Here is an 18,630-nt window from a genome sequence, read left to right on the forward strand (position 1 = left end):
ATTTCCAGGGAGGCTTATCCGCAACTGAAGGTCGCCCCGGCTTTACGGCACGGCGACCGCCAGCCCCTCAGGCGTTAAGATTGATCGTTAAGGATCGCCTCGCCGTCTCGCAGACGGCGCAAATTCTCGCACACCCCGGCCACGATCCCGCTGATTGAAATATCGGTCACGCCACCGATATGCGGCGTAGCGATTACGTTGTGGCGGAACAGCACATCCTGCGGATCGGGCGGCTCCTGCCAGAATACGTCCAGCCCTGCACCGGCCAGCTGCCCGCTATCCAGCGCCGCCAGCAGTGCGCCCTTCTCAATCAATCCACCGCGCCCCACGTTAATCAGGAAGCTGCCGGGCTTCATCTTCGCCAGCGCAGGTTCATCGATAATATGGTGGGTTTCCGGGTTATCCGGCAGGCTCAGCACCACAAAATCAGACTCGGCCAGCAGCTGCGGGAGCTGTTCCATAGTGCCCAGCCAGTCCAGCCGATGGCGGCGGGCAAATTCTGCGTCTACGCTGCGCTTTACGCCGATCGTCCGCATCTCAAACGCCGCCAGCCTCTGCGCCAGCGCCTTACCGATGCCGCCGAGGCCCACCAGGCCCACGGTTTTTCCCTTCAGCCCCAGGCCTATGGGCTGCCCAAGCCGACGATCCGCCAGCATCTGCGGCACTTCGCTGGCTTTACGCGCCAGGCCCAGCATCATCCAGATTGCCAGCTCGGCAACCGAATCCGCATTGCCGGAGATATCGGTCGGCACGTTGGCGACCGCGATGCCGCGAGCGCGGGCGGCGGCGATATCCACCCGCTCCAGTCCGGCACCCGACTGCTGGATCAGCTTCAGCCGATCGGCCGTTTGCAGCAGCGGCTCGCTGACCTGGGTCATGGTCGGGATCAGCGCATCAAACCCGGCCAGGCTCTTCCCGGCCTGCTCTGCGGAAGCGACAAATTCAACGTCGGGCAGCGTCTCTCGTAGCTGCTGGATCATACCGCCCCAGGCATTTTCTTGCGCCGCGATCAGGACTCTCATCGATATCTCCATAATTTATAAGGCAAAAAAATTAGCATAACGTTACATGGTGAGAAATCAAACAGATATCCGCTTGTTGGGGTGATATCGGGATAATCCGCTGCAAGGTGGCTGTGATTAAGTGGGGAAAACAGCTAAACTCCGTGGTTTGAAGGGGCAACAGTGCGCCCTGCTATTAACTCAGACCATAAGAGGCTCAATCTACGTGGCTCAATTCGTCTATAGCATGCATCGCGTCGGCAAAGTCGTGCCGCCGAAGCGTCATATTCTAAAGAACATCTCACTCAGCTTCTTCCCGGGTGCCAAAATCGGCGTGCTCGGCCTGAACGGTGCGGGTAAATCTACCCTGCTGCGCATTATGGCCGGTATCGATAAAGACATCGAAGGCGAAGCGCGTCCACAGCCGGGGATTAAGATCGGCTACCTGCCGCAGGAACCACAGCTGAACCTGGAACACACCGTGCGCGAATCGATGGAAGAGGCCGTTGCCGAAGTGGTTGGTGCACTGAAAGGTCTGGACGAGGTATACGCGAAGTACGCAGAGCCGGATGCAGACTTCGACAAACTGGCCGCACAGCAGGGCAAGTTTGAAGAGATTATCCAGGCGCACGACGGCCACAACCTCAACACCCAGCTGGAACGTGCTGCCGATGCGCTGCGCCTGCCGGACTGGGATGCCAAAATCGCCAACCTGTCCGGTGGTGAACGCCGCCGCGTGGCGCTGTGCCGCCTGCTGCTGGAAAAACCAGACATGCTGCTGCTGGACGAACCAACGAACCACCTGGACGCCGAGTCCGTGGCCTGGCTGGAACGCTTCCTGCACGACTTCGAAGGCACCGTCGTAGCGATTACCCACGACCGTTACTTCCTGGATAACGTGGCGGGCTGGATTCTGGAGCTGGACCGTGGCGAGGGTATCCCATGGGAAGGCAACTACTCCTCATGGCTGGAGCAGAAAGACGCGCGTCTGGCGCAGGAAGCCTCAAGCGAAGCCGCACGCCGTAAATCGATTGAGAAAGAGCTGGAGTGGGTGCGCAAAGGCGCCAAAGGCCAGCAGTCGAAAGGTAAGGCTCGTCTGGCACGCTTTGAAGAGCTGAACAACACCGAATACCAGAAGCGTAACGAAACCAACGAGCTGTTTATTCCACCTGGAGCCCGTCTGGGTGACAAAGTGCTGGAAGTCAGCAACCTGCGTAAATCCTACGGCGACCGCCTGCTGATTGACGATCTGAGCTTCTCCGTACCGAAGGGTGCGATTGTCGGGATTATCGGCCCGAACGGCGCGGGTAAATCCACGCTGTTCCGCATGATGTCCGGTCAGGAACAGCCTGATTCCGGCGAAATCGTGCTCGGTGAAACCGTTAAGCTGGCCTCGGTCGATCAGTTCCGCGACAGCATGGACAACTCCAAGACCGTATGGGAAGAAGTGTCCGGCGGGCAGGATATTATGCGTATCGGCAACACCGAGATGCCAAGCCGTGCCTACGTGGGTCGCTTTAACTTTAAAGGCGTCGACCAGGGCAAACGCGTGGGCGAACTGTCCGGCGGTGAGCGCGGTCGTCTGCACCTGGCGAAGCTGCTGCAGGTTGGCGGCAACATGCTGCTGCTCGATGAACCGACCAACGACCTGGATATCGAAACCCTGCGCGCGCTGGAAAACGCCCTGCTGGAGTTTCCGGGCTGTGCGATGGTTATCTCGCACGACCGCTGGTTCCTGGACCGTATCGCGACCCACATTCTGGATTACCAGGATGAAGGCAAGATCGAGTTCTTCGAAGGTAACTTCACCGAATACGAAGAGTACAAGAAACGCACGCTGGGCGCCGACGCGCTGGAGCCGAAGCGTATCAAGTACAAGCGTATGATTAAGTAAAACGAAACCGGCGGATTCTCCAGGACTCTGCCATTTCAACGCCTTCAAGCCACGGCCTTAGACCGTGGCTTTTTTTATCTGTACCGGAAATCCTTCCCCCTCTTTTGAACATCATCCTGTAAAAATATTTATTACACGTTTTCTGTTTGTAAAAGTTAACGTCTATTTAAGCATTATAAGTATAATCTCAATAATCTCCCATATCGCTGGAGGTGGGGGTCCTGCTAATTATGCGATGTAATCATCTTTAATTCAGCGAATTTTCACTATAAAGAAAGAATAATACACCGCCCCACTCGAACTTCTAACACCACGTAGAGGCATCTCGTTGAATTTAATGAAAAACATATATCGAACATTTCTTTAGTAATATTTCTTATTTTTTTATTTTCTCAAAATTATTAGTAATACAGCTATTGTTTTGCTAATTGAATTGATTTAACATTCTCACCCTAGAAGATTGTTAAATAACACACCTGATTTATTGCAAATCTGCGTATCATATCCAGGGTGCATTTTTAAAAATGGATGTTTAGCTATCTTTTGCTTTGACGTATTTACAGGGAAAGTTTTATGAAGGAAAGATTTTTTGCCTCTTCCCCTTTTATGAAACGCAAAGCCGGATTGCTTGCGTTAACATTATTCTCTCATCCTTTTCAAACATTTTCGGCCGAAGTTGGTTCTGTTAGTGGTCAGTTATTACAAAACAACCCTGTATTAACAACCCCCCCCCCTTTGCCTACAAAAAACACGGAAAAACTTTCTTCACCGACGGAAAAACAGGTTGAGGAAGATGAAGGGGGGCCAACCGTATTTATATCCGAAGTGGTCGTTAAAGATGTATCGGAAAACGCTAAAAGTGATGTTCAACAGTTAGTCGATCGTTACAAAAATAAAAATATGACGTTTCCCGCATTAAAAAACCTCGCTATTAATATTACCAACCTGCTTCAGAAACACGGTGAAAGGTTAAGTTACGCCTATATTCCAGAGCAAAAAATGCAGAATGGAATACTGACAATGAACGTCATGAACGGTCATATTGAAGCCATTAAAATTAATCAGAATAGCTCGCTGGTTAATGATAAAACGGTTAACCGTTATGTTGCACAGATGTATGAATTAAAAGATAAAATTAAAGCATTAGAAACATCCATGTCACGTATTTCCGATCTGCCCGGCGTGGATAATCTTTCATCTTTTCTTAGTGCGGGTAACGAAGCTGGCGGCAGCATATTGGCCCTTGACCTCACTGCCGCGCCGCGTTTCAACGGTACGGTGCTGTTTGACAATATGGGATCACTTTCCAGCGGACGCAGTCGTCTGGGAGTGCAGCTGAACGTCAACAGTCCGTTAGGAATAGGGGACAGGCTCCAGGCTCTGGCCTATGCCGCACCGGACTTTCTGCAGACAAACAACGACAGTAAGCACGGTAATACGCTGATAGGCCGTTTGTCCTATGATGCACCGGTTAGCGTTAAGGGATGGCGTTTAGGTGCCGCCGTATCCCGCGTGAGTTATCGGCTAGGCGGGCCGGTTTTACACGGACTGGGGGATGGCTTTGCCGACGTCGCCTCACTCTATAGTAGCTGGACTCTGTTACGCCGTGAGAGAAGGACGATCAATCTTGGCGCTACGTTTGACTACAAGCGCATGCAGGATAAGTTCTGGGGGATGAAAAACATTCGCCACGCACCGATATTGTCGTTACAGCTTTCCGGTGACAATCAGGGTGAGCTTTGGAACAGACCGAATATTTTGCAGTATCAGTTATCCCCATCCATTGGGAGATTGACCAATCTGGATGACTGGAACGGCAATCATACCCGGGGCCGTTTCGTTAAGCTGACTGAAAATGCCACTTTTATGCAGGCGCTTTACCCCCGCATTAGCTTCACCCTGAATTTTTCGGGGCAGCAAACCAGTAAAAACCTGGATGGGGCTGAACAAATGTCGCTGGGCGGGCCCTACGCCGTTCGGGCATACAGCAACTCTGCTGCCAGCGTGGACAGCGGCTGGGTCGCCTCCCCCGCGCTGAATCTGGCACTGCCCTGGTTCGAGAATGCCAGCCTGAATCTCTTCTACGATTATGGCAAAGGCAAAATTCAAAAATTCGCACCCTCAACGCAAAAAATAGTGCTTAAGGGTTATGGCGTGGGGTTGAATTATCAATTGAATAGCCGGTTCTTTATTAATGCCAGCTATGCATGGCGGCAGGGGAAAGATGAACTTCTCGGCCCACAAAATAAATCCACTGGTTGGATAACCACAGGCATTAATTTCTAAAAGAAAATTTTAGACAAAAAATGCCTTTACTATAAATATGCACAAAGGGAATGTTATGGAAAACAAAAATGCAGTAATCAGACCGCTTGCTTTAGCCGTCGCGCTATCGTTTGTTGGTGGGGCAAGCGCTGTAGGTTCGGGTATTGTGGTTTCCGGTTCAGGCTCCATTATCAAAAATGGAAACCAGGTAAAGGTTCAGCAAAATACTGACAAAATGATTGTTAACTGGAACAACATGAACGTCGGAAAAAATGAAAGCCTGAATTTCAATCAGCCTAACGCAAACGCTGCCGTCCTCAATAAAATCAATAATATTGATCCAACGGTGATTGCTGGTGCCTTGAATGCAAATGGTAAGGTGTTTATTGTCAACCCTAACGGGGTGCTCATCAGTAAAGGCTCATCAGTCAACGTGGGCAGCCTGATTGCATCGTCCCTGGATATCAGCAACAAAGATTTTCTTAGCGGAAATATTAACCTGAAAGGCGATGGAAAAGGAAAAATTGTTAACGAAGGGGATATTACCGCCGCAAAAGAGGTAGCCCTGGTGGGTGGCGGTGAAGTCACGAATAACGGTAAGATTTACAGCAAGTACAACGGTACCGCCCTCGCCTCAGGAAGCGATATCACTCTGTTATTCCCGCAAATGGGTAAGATGTCCGTTAGAGTTAACAAAGGCAGCCTGAATGCGTTAATTAACAACGGCGGCATTATCATTTCTGACAGGGGCAATGTGACGCTCACTGCCTGGGCTACGGATACCTTAACGCGCGGCGTCATTAATAATACCGGCGTACTGGAAGCAAGAGGTTTCCAGTATATTCTTGATGGCGGCGTTTCCCTCTCCACCAACGGCGATATTAACCTTGGCGGACGGGTAACCGCTCAGTATGCCAGGAAAATCGACGCTGTCGGTAAGAATATTAACGTAAGCGATGGGGCTGAACTTAGCGCAGACTCTACCATACTGAGCAGCACCCGCGAAAATGGGTATGTTAAAGTTGGCCGTATCGACTCTAAAAGAGGAACCACTGCGATCTCCGCCGACAACGTCTTGACTACGGCAACAGGCCACCAGTCAGCGTTTTCCGGTGATGTTGAGGTGTATGCACGCACACCAGGCAAAAATATTGACATCGCTGATACCTCGGTAAAAACTGAAAATCAGATCCGTAACGAAAAAGGTGTGGTGAGCGCCGGCTTGATAGAAGCCGTTGCTAAAAGTGGAAATTCGTTAAGAATTCAGAATACCAACGGTGATATTAACGTCAATAATGCTCAACAAGATTACGGCAATCTGACGTTAAATAGTGATAAAACAGTCAATATCAACAGCCAGATGAAGGGTGAAAGTCTTCTGGTTTCTGCACAACAGGTTAATCAGGCCGCCGGTGCAAAAATCAACATGGAGAATTTTACCCAACTGCACAGTGGTTCAGACCTGAGACAGAACGCAGATATTGTGTCTGATAGTATTATCTTAAGTGGCAATAATTTCCAGCAGAGTGAAGGCACCAATACTGTAGGAAATGATGTCAACTATCAAGCAGTTAAGATGGATCTTTCCGGAAATACGCAAGCCGACACGCTGAATGTGTATGCTAGTAAAGCATCAGAAAGCGCGAAGGGAAAAATCTCAGCAAACAGGCTTGAACTGAATAGTGGGGATTATGATTTTAGCGCAGGGAAAAACCGTATTGATACAGTTCGCACCAATGTGAATTCGTTAAACCTGTCAAACACAGAAGATATTTCTTTAGATTTAAACTCATCCGTTGATAAAGATCTTAATATCAAAGGGGATAAGAATGTTTATCTCAATGGTGATAGCAATCTATATGGAAATAGCAATATAACTGCAGCCAAAGATGTCATCGTTAAAGGACGAGTTCAGGTTGGTGGTGACCTCACGGTTTCTGGTAATAACATCACTTCTGAATCTCCATTCGAATGGGATAACGAAGCTTTTGGCTCCCTTAATTCGAATAAAAGCATCACGTTAGTGGCGAAAAATGACATTTTTATGCCAACCATCAGCGTCAATGACGGTAATTACTCATTCTGGGGCGAATCACAAAGTAATGATATTAACAATTTGAATGTCACTGCGAAAAACATTAAACTTGATAGTGTCAATGTTAAAGGAAATACTAACCTGACTGCCACCGATGGCTCAATCACCCTGGGAGATTCTGACCTCAAGGGTAATTTGACCGTAAAAGCATTGGGGGATATGACTCTCAATCAAAACCTGGTAGCGGGGGGTGACATCAACATCAATGCGAAGAATCTGTTATCAGATTTTTCGGAAGGGCCGTATCCGTGGTTACCAAAAAGACTGAGTAGTCTCACCGGTAAAAATGTCAACGTTCAGGTTGACAATGATATTAAGCTTGGCGGGATTACAGCAGACCCTGATGATTATTATTCCACTAAAGATGGTAATGCCTTGATCACCGCAAACAATGTTACTCTGGATAGTTTAAGTACCATGTCCAACCTGACAGTTTCCGCTAAGGATAACGTATCGATAGGAACATTCAGGCCACTCGGATATTCCTTCAATAGCAGCGATAATGGCGCTGTTGCCAAAATCAATGCAAATACTGTCAACATTGATTCGTCCTCTGCCTCTGCTAAGGTTGAGATAACAGCTAACAAAGATATTCATTATAATAACAGTGCAAATACGGAAGGCACTTCGCTGACATCAAAAAATGGCAGCGTGTACCTTGGAAAAGGAAACTATGGCGATGGAGCCAGTCACAAAACGCTGACTATTAATGCTGCGAATAAGGTTGACATTAAAGATAATCTTTCTGTTTTTGGTGACTTATCCGTAACCGCAGGAAAACCCGGCATCTCCCTGCCATATGATTTAAATGTATATGGCAATACTGTCTTCACAACCCCGGGAGATATTACCTCTAGTACTTTCTTTACAAGTCATAATTTCAACGAAAACTTAACGTATATCCTGAGTAAGGACAGTAAAATTACTGCCTATAATCAATATACAAAACCGTGGGTTTTTGGAAAAAACCAAACAATCATTAAAAAATAAGTTAACGAAAGGGCGGGCCATTATGGCCGCCTTTTTTTAAAATGCATAAATCCACTGGTTGGATAACCATAGGCATTAATTTCTAAAAGAAAATTTTAGACAAAAATGCCTTTACTCTGTATAAGCACAAAGGGAATGTTATGGAAAACAGAAATGCAGTAATCAGACCGCTTGCTTTAGCCGTCGCGCTATCGTTTGTTGGTGGGGCAAGCGCTGTAGGTTCGGGTATTGTGGTTTCCGGTTTAGGCTCCATTATCAAAAATGGAAACCAGGTAAAGGTTCAACAAAATACTGACAAAATGATTGTTAACTGGAACAACATGAACGTCGGAAAAAATGAAAGCCTGAATTTCAACCAGCCTAACGCAAACGCTGCCATCCTCAATAAAATCAACAATATTGATCCAACGGTGATTGCTGGTGCCTTGAATGCAAATGGTAAGGTGTTTATTGTCAACCCTCACGGGGTGCTCATCAGTAAAGGCTCATCAGTCAACGTGGGCAGCCTGATTGCATCGTCCCTGGATATCAGCAACAAAGATTTTCTTAGCGGAAATATTAACCTCAAAGGGAATGGAAAGGGCAAAATCGTTAACGAAGGGGATATTACCGCCGCAAAAGACGTTGCCCTGGTGGGTGGAGGTGAAGTCACGAATAACGGTAAGATTTACAGTAAGTACAACGGTACTGCCCTCGCCTCAGGAAGCGATATAACTCTGTTATTCCCGGAAATGGGTAAGATGTCCGTTAAAGTTAATAAAGGCAGCCTGAATGCATTAATTAACAACCGTGGTATTATCATTTCTGACAGGGGCGATGTGACGCTCACTGCCTGGGCTACGGATACCTTAACACGCGGCGTCATTAATAATACCGGCGTACTTGAAGCAAAAGGCGTCCAGAGTCTTCTTGATGGTGGTGTTTCCCTCTCTGCCAACGGTGATATTAACCTTGGCGGACAGGTAACCGCTCATGGCAATAGCAGTATAACCTCGACCAAAGACGTCAACGTCATGGGAAGTGTTAAAGTTGATGGTGACCTCAATGTTTCTGGTAATAACATTATCTCTAAATCTCTGGACAACGGGAACGAACCTCATGGGGCCCTGACTTCCGGTAAAAACATGACGTTAGATGCAAAAAATGAAATTATTATGCCATACATCAACGTCACTGATGAAACTTACTCATACGAGCCACAAAGTAATAACACTAACAATCTAAATGTTAATGCTAAAAATATCACTCTGAATAATGTCAATGTTAAAGGTAATACTAACCTGACTGCTATAAAGGGTTCATCCGAAAAAAATTCCCCATCCGGAAATATCACCCTGGGAGATTCTGATCTTGAGGGTAATTTGACCGTAAAAGCATCGGGGGATATGACTCTCAATAAAGACATGGTGGTAGGCAGTGACGTCAACATTACTGCGAACAATCTTCTATCAAGTTCTTCGGCAGGGGAGTATCCGTGGTCACCAAAACAGTTGAATACTCTCAGCGCTAAAAATGTCAACATTAAAGTTGACAACGACGTTAATATTGGTGCAATTGTAACGACTCTTAAATATAATAATTTTGATACGGACATTAACAGTGGTAATGCCTCAATCACCGCAAAAAATGTTATCCTGGATCGTTTAAATACCATGTCTAACCTGACAATTTCTGCTGATAAAAACGTAACGATAAAACAATTCAATCCACGGGCTGACTATGGTTCCGATATTATCCCTGTTGCCAAAATCAGTGCAGATACTGTCGACATTAATAAGTCTTATGCTTATTCCAATGTTCAGATAACTGCTAACAAAGACATCAATTATAATAATAGCACGAATAATATGCGTGACACTTCGCTGACCTCAAAAAATGGCAACGTGTACCTTGGACGTCTTAATGGCATCGGCGGCACTCACAAGAATCTGACCATCAGTGCCGAAAATGGTTCTATTGACATGAAAGATCAGTTCACTGTAACTGGTGACTTATCCGTAACCGCAGGGAGATTGGGTATGTTCCTGCCATCTTCATTGAGTGTATATGGCAATGCTGTACTTACAACTCCGGGAAGTATTCGGTCTAATGCTTATACTTCTGCACATCTTTTTTTCAACAAGAACTTAACCTATATCGTGAGTAAAAACAGCACAATAGCCCCTAGCTTTATGGGTCCAACCGTTAGAGGATTCACCAGAAAAATTATTAAAAACTAAGTTAACGAGAGGGCGGGCCATAATGGCCGCCCTTTTTTCAAATGCGGTTATCTGTAGACGCATACTGGCAAAATTGTTTTTAATTAGTTGCCAATGCCCCATCCAGAACATTCACTGCCTTCACTAGATGTAGAAAGATTTGAATACCTCAGAATGCATGGCGAATTCAATAAATGAAGCCAGCGCAGGCGTATTCAGTTTACGTCCCGGATACACCAGCCATAATTCATTCCCTTCCACCTCCCACTCAGGTAATACCTGTTTCAGAATCCCTGTATTTATTGCCTCTTCCGTCAGAAAGCGCGGCAGCAGCGTGATGCCGGCATGGTTTATCGTACACTCGCGGGCATAAACCAGATTATCAGTGATATGAGTGGGCGGCAGCAGCCAGCGATAATAGTCATTCCCGCGCTTCAGCCCCCATTCGCTCCAGGCATGATGGGCAATGCAGCGGTGCTCTGAAAGCTGTCCGGGATCGCACAGTGGCGCATGATGCGCAAGATACTCGGGCGAAGCCACCAGCAGCCGCTCACAGTAGCCAATCCGGCGGCCAATCAGCGATGAATCCTGCGGCTGTCCAGTTCTCAGCGCAATATCAAATCCTTCCTGAACCAGATCGCGGATTTGATCGGAGACCAGCACCTCCAGCGTAACGTCGGGGTAAGCCAGCTGAAATGCGGCGTTAAACCGCGCCAGCAGCGTCGCACCGATGCCAGCGGGGGACGTGATGCGCAGCCGACCGCTGGGGTTTTCCCGCAGGCGCTCAATTGCCTGCCCGGCACGTTCACTGGCCTGCAACATCTCCTGACAGTGCACCAGATAGCGCTCCCCGGCAAAGGTCAGATTCAGCTGACGGGTGGTGCGATTAAGTAAGCGCAGGCCCAGCGCCTGCTCTAACTGGCTGATGCGCTGGCTGACGCTGGATTTCGGCAGACCGGCGCGTTTCGCCGCGGCGGTAAAGCTGCCGCATTCGGCCACCAGCGCAAAGAGCGCCATATCCTGAAGCTGTCTGAACATGATTGTTCACCTGAGAAGAACACTGAGTGCGTTATTGTCCATCTTATCATCATCGCGCTGAGCTTCTACACTGGTGTTAACTCACTAAGGAGAACAGTATGACCATTAAAGCGATTGCCATTAACCCGGAAAACCCGCAGCAGTTTATTGAAATTCAGCAGCCGCAGCCGACGCCAGGCGAGTATGATCTGCTGGTGAAAGTGAAGGCCGTCTCGGTTAACCCGGTCGATACCAAAGTACACAAAGGCGCGCAGAAGAACGGCCTGCAGCAGCCGCGTATTCTCGGCTGGGACGCCAGCGGTGTAGTGCTGGCCGTTGGCAGCAAGGTCAGCGGTTTTAACATCGGTGATGAAGTTTATTACGCGGGTGATATCACCCGCCCCGGCAGCAACGCCACGCATCAGCTGATTGACGCACGTATTACTGGCCACAAGCCGCGTAACCTCGACTGGGCGCAGTCGGCGGCGATCCCGCTCACCGCGCTGACCGCGTGGGAAGGTCTGTTCGATCGTCTGCAGATCGACAAGGCAGCAGAAGGTAAAACGCTGCTGATCGTCGGCGGTGCGGGCGGCGTGGGATCGCTGGCGATCCCGTTTGCCAAACTGCACAGCAAAGTCAAAGTGATCGCCACCGCTTCGCGCCCGGATTCCGCACAGTGGTGTAAAGATCGCGGTGCCGACCTGGTGATTGATTACAAAGATATGGCGGCGGAGCTGGAGAAGCACGGCCTCAAATATGTCGATTACATCTTCTGCCTGAACGACACCGACGGCCATTGGTCAGCGATGAGCCAGATCGTCGCGCCGCAGGGGCAGATTTGTACCATCGTGGAAAATGAGAAACCGCTCAGCATGGATCAGCTGAAGCTGAAAAGCGCAGCGCTGCATTTTGAGTTTATGTACACTCGCAGCATGTTCACCACCGACGATATTGCCCGCCAGGGCGAGATTCTGGATGCCACCGCGAAGCTGCTGGATGAGGGTGAAATTGCCACCTCGCTCAGTAAAACGCTGCATGGCCTGAGTGTGGAAACCCTGACCGAAGCGCATCAGCTGGTGCTGGAAGGCCATATGCGTGGCAAAGTGGTGATTGTGTATTGAGTCTCGGCGGGGCCAGCATCCGGATCGCACCAATTGCCGCTCGATAGCTTGATGCCGGGCTCAGTGACAAGTGCATCATGATGCGCAATCCGTCTCTCTCCACCGTTACAGTGCGGTGGAGAGAATTCACGACAGCAGTGACACCCTTCCACCGCCGCCGGTTGCAGCAGGAAACGTTTACAGCCCCTGCCGCCTTTACTGCGCGCCCAGCATCTCCTTCACCAGATCCACACAGCGCAGGAAGCGTTCGTCATAATTATCCTGCTCGACGTGAACAAAGCTGATGCCGTTCTCATTCAGCATCGATACCAGCAGTTCCTGGAACTCTTTGCGATCGACCGAACTGCCCAGGCTGCGCAGGCCGTCGGCCACCCACGGTACATTGTTCTCCACCAGAATCACCAGATCGAAGCGGTACTCATCGATCAGCGCCTGTACAAAGGGATGTTCACGCCCTTCATACTTCTTACAGAAGGCCTGAGTAGTGACAAAATCGGTGTCGATAAAAGCCACTTTATTGGCGTATTTCACCGCGAAATCAATGTACTGAGCCTGCCCCAGCGCAATTTTATCGTAGTCGGAATACTGTAGCGCCATCTCATCGCCGCCAAGGTGCGAGAAGACATAATCGCGGCCAAACTCCCATGCGCTGGTCGTGTTGAAGATGTTCGCCAGCTTGTTGACCAGCGTCGATTTCCCGCTGGACTCGCCGCCGAGGATCGCCACGGTGCGCACGAAGAACGGCTTCACTTCGGTGGGAATGTATTCCCAGTAGCGGAACGGGTCCTGGCGGATCTGCCCGCCGCTGATGCTCATAAACGATCGCTGCGGGTCGATAACCACCGTGTCCACGCCCAGATGCGTTTTAAACTGCGGCGCATCTCCCTCTTCGCTGGTATAGATGCGGTCGGGCACGATACCACGATCGTCCATAAAGGCGCGCACGCCTTCACTCCACACGTCCCAGCCGTGGGGATAAGGCTCCATCCCCTCTTCGTTAAACGAGTGAATGCGAATGTTTTTCTGGTACTTAAAGGTCTGCAACAGCCAGCGCAGGCGGTCGCTGACGGTAGGCTGCTGCGACATCGCACTGTCTTCAAACAGCTTTTTGTCGCGCGGTTCGTCGTAGCCCATGATGATATGCAGCTCGTCCACCTGGCTACAGGCGCGCTGGATCAGATAAATATGGCCGGTATGCAGAGGATAGAATTTGCCGAACACCACGCCGATGGTTTTTTCACGGCGCGGAAACTCCAGGCCAAGGAAGCGGTGCAGCGCCTCCAGCTTTTGCGCGCTGGGGCTTTTAATTTTGGAATTCAGCAGCTGGCTCAGGTAGCCCTTGGTCATGCCGCTGGCGTCAGCAACCTGCTGCAGCGTGCAGCCCTGCTGGCGAATGGCGGTTTTCAGATAATCAAACGACGACACAACATGCCTCCTGCGCGATCGGCGGGCCAGTTCGGCCCGTCCTGTCTCATTATAGGTCGTCAAGAATCGCCAGCGCATCCGCCAGCTTCTTCACTCCGTAAACCTTCATATTTTCCGGCATTTTCTTCGGTACGTTGGCAGCGGGAACGATAGCTCGGCGGAAACCATGCTTTGCCGCTTCAGAAATTCGCTCCTGGCCGCTCGGCACCGGACGGATCTCCCCGGCCAGGCCAACTTCACCGAACACCACCAGATCCTGCGGCAGTGGACGATCGCGCAGGCTGGAGACCATCGACAACATCAGCGCCAGGTCGGCGCTGGTTTCAGTGACCTTCACGCCGCCCACCACGTTAACAAAGACATCCTGGTCGGCCATTTGCAGACCACCGTGGCGATGCAGCACCGCCAGCAGGATCGCCAGGCGGTTCTGCTCCAGACCCACCGCCACGCGGCGTGGATTGCCCATCATCGAGTGATCGACCAGCGCCTGAATCTCTACCAGCAGCGGCCGCGTTCCTTCCCACAGCACCATTACCGAGCTGCCCGAAGTGACTTCATCACCGCGACTGAGGAAAATCGCCGACGGGTTGCTGACTTCACGCAGGCCCTGCTCGGTCATGGCAAACACGCCCAGCTCATTCACCGCACCGAAGCGGTTTTTATGGCTGCGTAGCGTACGGAAGCGTGAGTCGGCATCGCCGTCCAGCAGCACCGAACAGTCGATGCAGTGCTCCAGCACCTTGGGACCGGCCAGCGATCCATCTTTGGTGACGTGGCCGACCATAACGATGGCCACGCCGCGGGTTTTGGCGAAGCGCGTCAGATAGGCGGCGGTTTCGCGCACCTGCGCTACGCTGCCCGGCGACGACTGGATGTCCGCCATATGCATCACCTGAATGGAGTCGATCACCATCAGCTTCGGCTGTTCCTGCTCGGCGATCAGGCAGATCTGCTCGATGCTGGTTTCCGACAGCATATTCAGATTTTCGGTCGGCAGCCCCAGGCGATGCGCACGCATCGCCACCTGCTGCAATGACTCTTCCCCGGTAACGTAGAGGGTTTTCATTCCCTCCGACAGCTTACAGAGGGTTTGCAGCAGCAGCGTACTCTTGCCCGCCCCCGGATTACCGCCGATCAGAATCGCACTGCCCGGCACCACGCCGCCGCCCAGCACGCGGTCAAACTCTTTAAACCCGGTGGTAAAGCGCGGCAGCGCCTCAAGGCTGATTTCCGACAGCTTCTGCACGCGGCTGGTCCCGGCACTGCCGGCGTAGCCTGACAGGCGCTCGTTGCGCGCAGCAGCAGGAGACGCGGCCAGCCGCACCTCGGTGATGGTGTTCCAGGCATGGCAGGCGCTGCATTGCCCCTGCCAGCGCGGATAGTCTGCGCCACATTCATTACAGACAAAGGCGCGTTTTACCGCTTTAGCCAAAACTTCCCCTTAACGCTCTTCGTGAACCAGGCTGCCGCTGAGAATACAGAACACGCCCATCAGATCCGCATGACGAATGGTCACCGCGGCCTGTTCATTAACTTTTGGCTTCGCGTGGTAGGCAATACCCAGCGCGGAGGCCTTAATCATCGGCAGATCGTTCGCGCCGTCGCCCACCGCCACCGTTTGTTCCGGCGCAATGTTAAACCGCTCGGCCAGACGCTTCAGCGTGTCGGCTTTATACTGCGCATCAACGATATCGCCCAGCACTTCACCGGTCAGTTTACCGTCGCGGATTTCCAGCACGTTAGCGGCAACGGCCGACAGGTGCAGGGTGTCGCGCAGGTGCTCGGCATAATAAGTAAAGCCGCCGGAAGCGATCGCCACCTCCCAGCCCAGCGCCTGTAGCTTCTGCACCAGCGAAGTCAGACCCGACATCAGCGGCAGCACATCGCGCACCTGCTTGAGGATATTGGCATCGGCATCTTTCAGCGTGGCCACGCGCTGGCGCAGGCTGGCGGCAAAGTCCAGTTCGCCGCGCATCGCGCGTTCGGTGACTTCGGCCACCAGCTCGCCGCTGCCAGCCAGCTTGGCAATCTCATCGATGCACTCGATTTCAATCGCCGTCGAATCCATATCCATCACCAGCAGGCCCGGCGTTTTCAGATGGGGAATGCGGCCCAGCGGCGCAACGTCCAGACCCAGTTCATGGGCAAGCTTGGTGGCGCGCGGGGTCAGGGAACCCGCCAGGCGCAGCACCTGATAATCTTCCACGCCCCAGGCACTGACGATCACCATCGCCGCACCCAGACGGTGCTGATAGTCCGTCAGGCGGGCTTTGTCGAGCTGACGCCCATACAGCAACCAGCCGGTTTGGCCCGCGCGGTAGTCCAGCGGCATCACTTCATCACCGCTGAGAGAAAGAGGTAACCCCGGCCAGAGAGAGACATCGGAAGGCAGGTCGCACCAGGTCAGACTATTTGGCATTACAGCTCCTGTAGGGACTTAATAACTTCGACAGAACGACGATAAAGCTGGCAAGAGGCTACCCTGTTAGCCCGCCTTCTGGCAACATAAAGCAGGTCTGTCTGTCTATTTTTTGAAGGGTCACGATGGCAAAAGCCAAACTTAAATTCCGCCTGCACCGAACGGTGATTGTGCTGATCTGCCTGGCGCTGCTGGTGGTACTGATGCAGGGCGCATCCTGGTTCAGTCTTGGCCGCCAGATGGCCCGCTCGGGGCAGGTTGAAGAACTGGCCCAGACGCTGACCCGTCAGGTGGCGTGGACCCTGACGCCGCTGATGGAAAACGCTGACGATAATCACCAGAAAATCGTTGATACCCTCGACCAGCTGACCCATGAAAGCCGTATTCTCGACGCGGCGGTCTACGATGATGACGGCAGCCTGATCGCCCGCAGCGGCGAAACCATCAATGTACGCGACCGCCTGGCGCTGGACGGCCAGCGTGCCGGTAGTTACTTCAATCATCAGATTGTCCAGCCGCTGACCAGTAAAGATGGCCCACGCGGCTTTCTGCGCGTTACCCTGGATACCCACGTACTGGTCACCGAAGCCAAGCAGGTGGATAACACGACCAACATCCTGCGGCTGATGATGCTGCTGGCACTGGCTATCGGCATTATTCTCAGCCGCACCCTGCTGCGCGATCGCCGCACCCGCTGGCAGCAGTCGCCGTTCCTGCTGACCGCGAATAATCCCCTCCGTGAAGACAGCGACGGCGATACTGAAAGCGAAACCGAGAGCGATTCTCCCGCCTCCGATGACGTAAAAGACTCACCAAAAGTCCCCACCAACAAATAGAGCTATTCCTCTGGAATAGCTCTTCGTGTCCTGTACAGATTCCCTGTTCCGCAGCATGTTGTTTATCGGTAAGGCGCATAAGCGCCGCCTTTGTGCACCCAGTAAACTTAAGGAGAAACATATGCAACGGAACTCTCTGATCGCCATTCTGATCGCCACAGCAGGCTTGTATTTTTCCAGCTCGGCCTTTGCTGACAGCGTTCCAAAAGGTCTGACCGTCTACGCGACCGAGAAAGAACAGACCTCAAGGTCTGAGGGCGATCTTAACAACTACGGAAAAACCTTCGAGGTCACGTTGGAAAATCTGACGTCAAATTCGGTCGATCTGAACAGTATCTGCCTGCGCGGTTATTCCCACGAGGGCAAAGAATTTCCGGTTGCCCGGGTTCAGGACGTTCTGACCAAAGGGAAGCTTAAACCGCAGAAAAAAGTGACCGGTCTGGCGGTATTCTCCGCGGCTGATGACAGCGTTTTCGATGTCAACCAGTTGAAGATTGCACATAACTGCAGCTAAAAACGCGCAAGAAAATGGGAAACAGCGAGGCTGGCGAATGCCAGCCTCAGCGGGGAATTACTCTTTATCACCCAGCAGAACCGACTCCAGCGCGATCACAACCATATCGCTGAAGGTCGTCTGGCGCTCGGCAGCAGTAGTCTGCTCGTGAGTGCGGATATGATCGGACACGGTACAAATCGCCAGCGCTTTTGCGCCGAACTCGGCGGCAACGCCGTAGATACCGGCCGCTTCCATTTCCACGCCCAGGATGCCGTATTTCTCCATCACGTCAAACATCTGCGGGTCCGGTGTGTAGAACAGATCGGCGGAGAAGATATTCCCCACGCGGGCATCTACGCCCAGCGCCTTCGCTGCATCTACCGCGTTACGCACCATATCGAAGTCAGCAATCGCTGAAAAATCGTGGTCTTTGAAGCGCATACGGTTCACTTTGGAATCGGTGGAAGCGCCCATACCAATCACCACATCGCGCAGTTTAACGTCGGCGCGTACCGCACCGCATGAACCTACGCGAATGATTTTCTTCACGCCGAATTCCGTGATCAGCTCTTTCGCATAGATTGAGCAGGACGGGATACCCATGCCGTGGCCCATTACAGAGATTTTGCGGCCTTTGTAAGTACCGGTGTAGCCCAGCATGCCGCGCACGTTGTTCACTTCTACCGCGTCCTGCAGGAAGGTTTCCGCGATATGTTTCGCGCGAAGCGGGTCGCCCGGCATCAGAACCACGTCAGCGAAATCACCCATCTCAGCGTTAATATGAGGCGTAGCCATATTTTAATCCTTATTTATCAGGCCAGGCTGGTGCCTGGCCGGTTATGAGTAGTATTACGTGTTGCCGCCCGTTGGAGC

13 protein-coding genes are annotated in these 18,630 nt (G+C 51.5%); 7 read left to right on the plus strand and 6 right to left on the minus strand.

Annotated elements, in window-relative coordinates; all coding sequences use genetic code 11:
- Positions 1-74: 74 nt before the first annotated feature.
- Positions 75-1,022, minus strand: coding sequence for a 2-hydroxyacid dehydrogenase (locus OMR58_RS14425; RefSeq protein ID WP_105594805.1), 948 nt, complete (start codon positions 1,020-1,022; stop codon positions 75-77).
- Between the two features lie 205 nt (positions 1,023-1,227).
- On the opposite strand from OMR58_RS14425, the gene ettA reads away from it, so the two are divergent.
- From ettA to OMR58_RS14445, 4 genes are all read left to right on the plus strand, one after another.
- Positions 1,228-2,895 (plus strand): energy-dependent translational throttle protein EttA, encoded by a 1,668-nt coding sequence (ettA, locus tag OMR58_RS14430; RefSeq protein ID WP_264546265.1) that lies wholly within the window; start codon positions 1,228-1,230, stop codon positions 2,893-2,895.
- 573 nt (positions 2,896-3,468) lie between these two features.
- Positions 3,469-5,181 carry a ShlB/FhaC/HecB family hemolysin secretion/activation protein gene (locus OMR58_RS14435; protein ID WP_200561987.1) on the plus strand — a complete coding sequence of 571 codons (1,713 nt, stop codon included), beginning with the start codon at positions 3,469-3,471 and terminating at the stop codon, positions 5,179-5,181.
- 55 nt (positions 5,182-5,236) lie between these two features.
- Positions 5,237-8,245: a two-partner secretion domain-containing protein gene (locus OMR58_RS14440; RefSeq protein ID WP_264546266.1), complete on the plus strand. Its 3,009-nt coding sequence runs from the start codon at positions 5,237-5,239 to the stop codon at positions 8,243-8,245.
- 140 nt (positions 8,246-8,385) lie between these two features.
- Positions 8,386-10,464 carry a two-partner secretion domain-containing protein gene (locus tag OMR58_RS14445; protein ID WP_264546267.1) on the plus strand — a complete coding sequence of 693 codons (2,079 nt, stop codon included), beginning with the start codon at positions 8,386-8,388 and terminating at the stop codon, positions 10,462-10,464.
- 123 nt (positions 10,465-10,587) lie between these two features.
- Here the strand turns inward: OMR58_RS14445 and OMR58_RS14450 are convergent, their stop codons facing one another.
- The gene (locus OMR58_RS14450) at positions 10,588-11,484 is read right to left on the minus strand and encodes a LysR family transcriptional regulator (RefSeq protein WP_264546294.1); all 897 of its coding nucleotides are present in this window, start codon (positions 11,482-11,484) and stop codon (positions 10,588-10,590) included.
- A 95-nt stretch (positions 11,485-11,579) separates the two neighbouring features.
- On the opposite strand from OMR58_RS14450, the gene OMR58_RS14455 reads away from it, so the two are divergent.
- Positions 11,580-12,581: a zinc-binding alcohol dehydrogenase family protein gene (locus OMR58_RS14455; protein WP_264546268.1), complete on the plus strand. Its 1,002-nt coding sequence runs from the start codon at positions 11,580-11,582 to the stop codon at positions 12,579-12,581.
- 195 nt (positions 12,582-12,776) lie between these two features.
- Here the strand turns inward: OMR58_RS14455 and nadR are convergent, their stop codons facing one another.
- Genes nadR through serB form a run of 3 tightly spaced genes read right to left on the minus strand, consistent with a single transcriptional unit; the run spans position 12,777 to position 16,425 of the window.
- The gene (gene nadR, locus OMR58_RS14460; protein ID WP_347710571.1) at positions 12,777-14,006 is read right to left on the minus strand and encodes a multifunctional transcriptional regulator/nicotinamide-nucleotide adenylyltransferase/ribosylnicotinamide kinase NadR; all 1,230 of its coding nucleotides are present in this window, start codon (positions 14,004-14,006) and stop codon (positions 12,777-12,779) included.
- A 49-nt stretch (positions 14,007-14,055) separates the two neighbouring features.
- Positions 14,056-15,438 (minus strand): DNA repair protein RadA, encoded by a 1,383-nt coding sequence (gene radA, locus OMR58_RS14465; protein WP_105594809.1) that lies wholly within the window; start codon positions 15,436-15,438, stop codon positions 14,056-14,058.
- A gap of 9 nt (positions 15,439-15,447) precedes the next feature.
- A complete protein-coding gene (gene serB, locus OMR58_RS14470; protein WP_264546270.1) occupies positions 15,448-16,425 on the minus strand; it encodes a phosphoserine phosphatase in 978 nt (325 codons plus the stop codon).
- Positions 16,426-16,550: 125 nt separating this feature from the next.
- Between serB and OMR58_RS14475 the strand changes: the two genes are divergently transcribed.
- On the plus strand, positions 16,551-17,261 hold the full coding sequence (locus tag OMR58_RS14475; RefSeq protein WP_264546271.1) for a YtjB family periplasmic protein: 711 nt from the start codon (positions 16,551-16,553) through the stop codon (positions 17,259-17,261).
- A 121-nt stretch (positions 17,262-17,382) separates the two neighbouring features.
- The gene (locus OMR58_RS14480) at positions 17,383-17,775 is read left to right on the plus strand and encodes a DUF4354 family protein (RefSeq protein ID WP_264546272.1); all 393 of its coding nucleotides are present in this window, start codon (positions 17,383-17,385) and stop codon (positions 17,773-17,775) included.
- 57 nt (positions 17,776-17,832) lie between these two features.
- On the opposite strand, the gene deoD is transcribed toward OMR58_RS14480, so the two are convergent.
- Positions 17,833-18,552 (minus strand): purine-nucleoside phosphorylase, encoded by a 720-nt coding sequence (deoD, locus tag OMR58_RS14485; RefSeq protein ID WP_105594813.1) that lies wholly within the window; start codon positions 18,550-18,552, stop codon positions 17,833-17,835.
- Positions 18,553-18,630: the final 78 nt, after the last annotated feature.

The sequence above is a fragment of the Erwinia sp. INIA01 genome, from assembly GCF_025947915.1.
Lineage (GTDB): Bacteria > Pseudomonadota > Gammaproteobacteria > Enterobacterales > Enterobacteriaceae > Erwinia > Erwinia coffeiphila.

Bases quoted from the DNA above. Each gene is read 5' to 3' on its own strand.
- OMR58_RS14425 (WP_105594805.1), bottom strand. From the start codon at position 1,022: ATGAGAGTCCTGATCGCGGCGCAAGAAAATGCCTGGGGCGGTATGATC.
- OMR58_RS14435 (WP_200561987.1), top strand. From the start codon at position 3,469: ATGAAGGAAAGATTTTTTGCCTCTTCCCCTTTTATGAAACGCAAAGCC.
- OMR58_RS14440 (WP_264546266.1), top strand. From the start codon at position 5,237: ATGGAAAACAAAAATGCAGTAATCAGACCGCTTGCTTTAGCCGTCGCG.
- OMR58_RS14445 (WP_264546267.1), top strand. From the start codon at position 8,386: ATGGAAAACAGAAATGCAGTAATCAGACCGCTTGCTTTAGCCGTCGCG.
- OMR58_RS14455 (WP_264546268.1), top strand. From the start codon at position 11,580: ATGACCATTAAAGCGATTGCCATTAACCCGGAAAACCCGCAGCAGTTT.
- serB (WP_264546270.1), bottom strand. From the start codon at position 16,425: ATGCCAAATAGTCTGACCTGGTGCGACCTGCCTTCCGATGTCTCTCTC.
- OMR58_RS14475 (WP_264546271.1), top strand. From the start codon at position 16,551: ATGGCAAAAGCCAAACTTAAATTCCGCCTGCACCGAACGGTGATTGTG.
- OMR58_RS14480 (WP_264546272.1), top strand. From the start codon at position 17,383: ATGCAACGGAACTCTCTGATCGCCATTCTGATCGCCACAGCAGGCTTG.
- deoD (WP_105594813.1), bottom strand. From the start codon at position 18,552: ATGGCTACGCCTCATATTAACGCTGAGATGGGTGATTTCGCTGACGTG.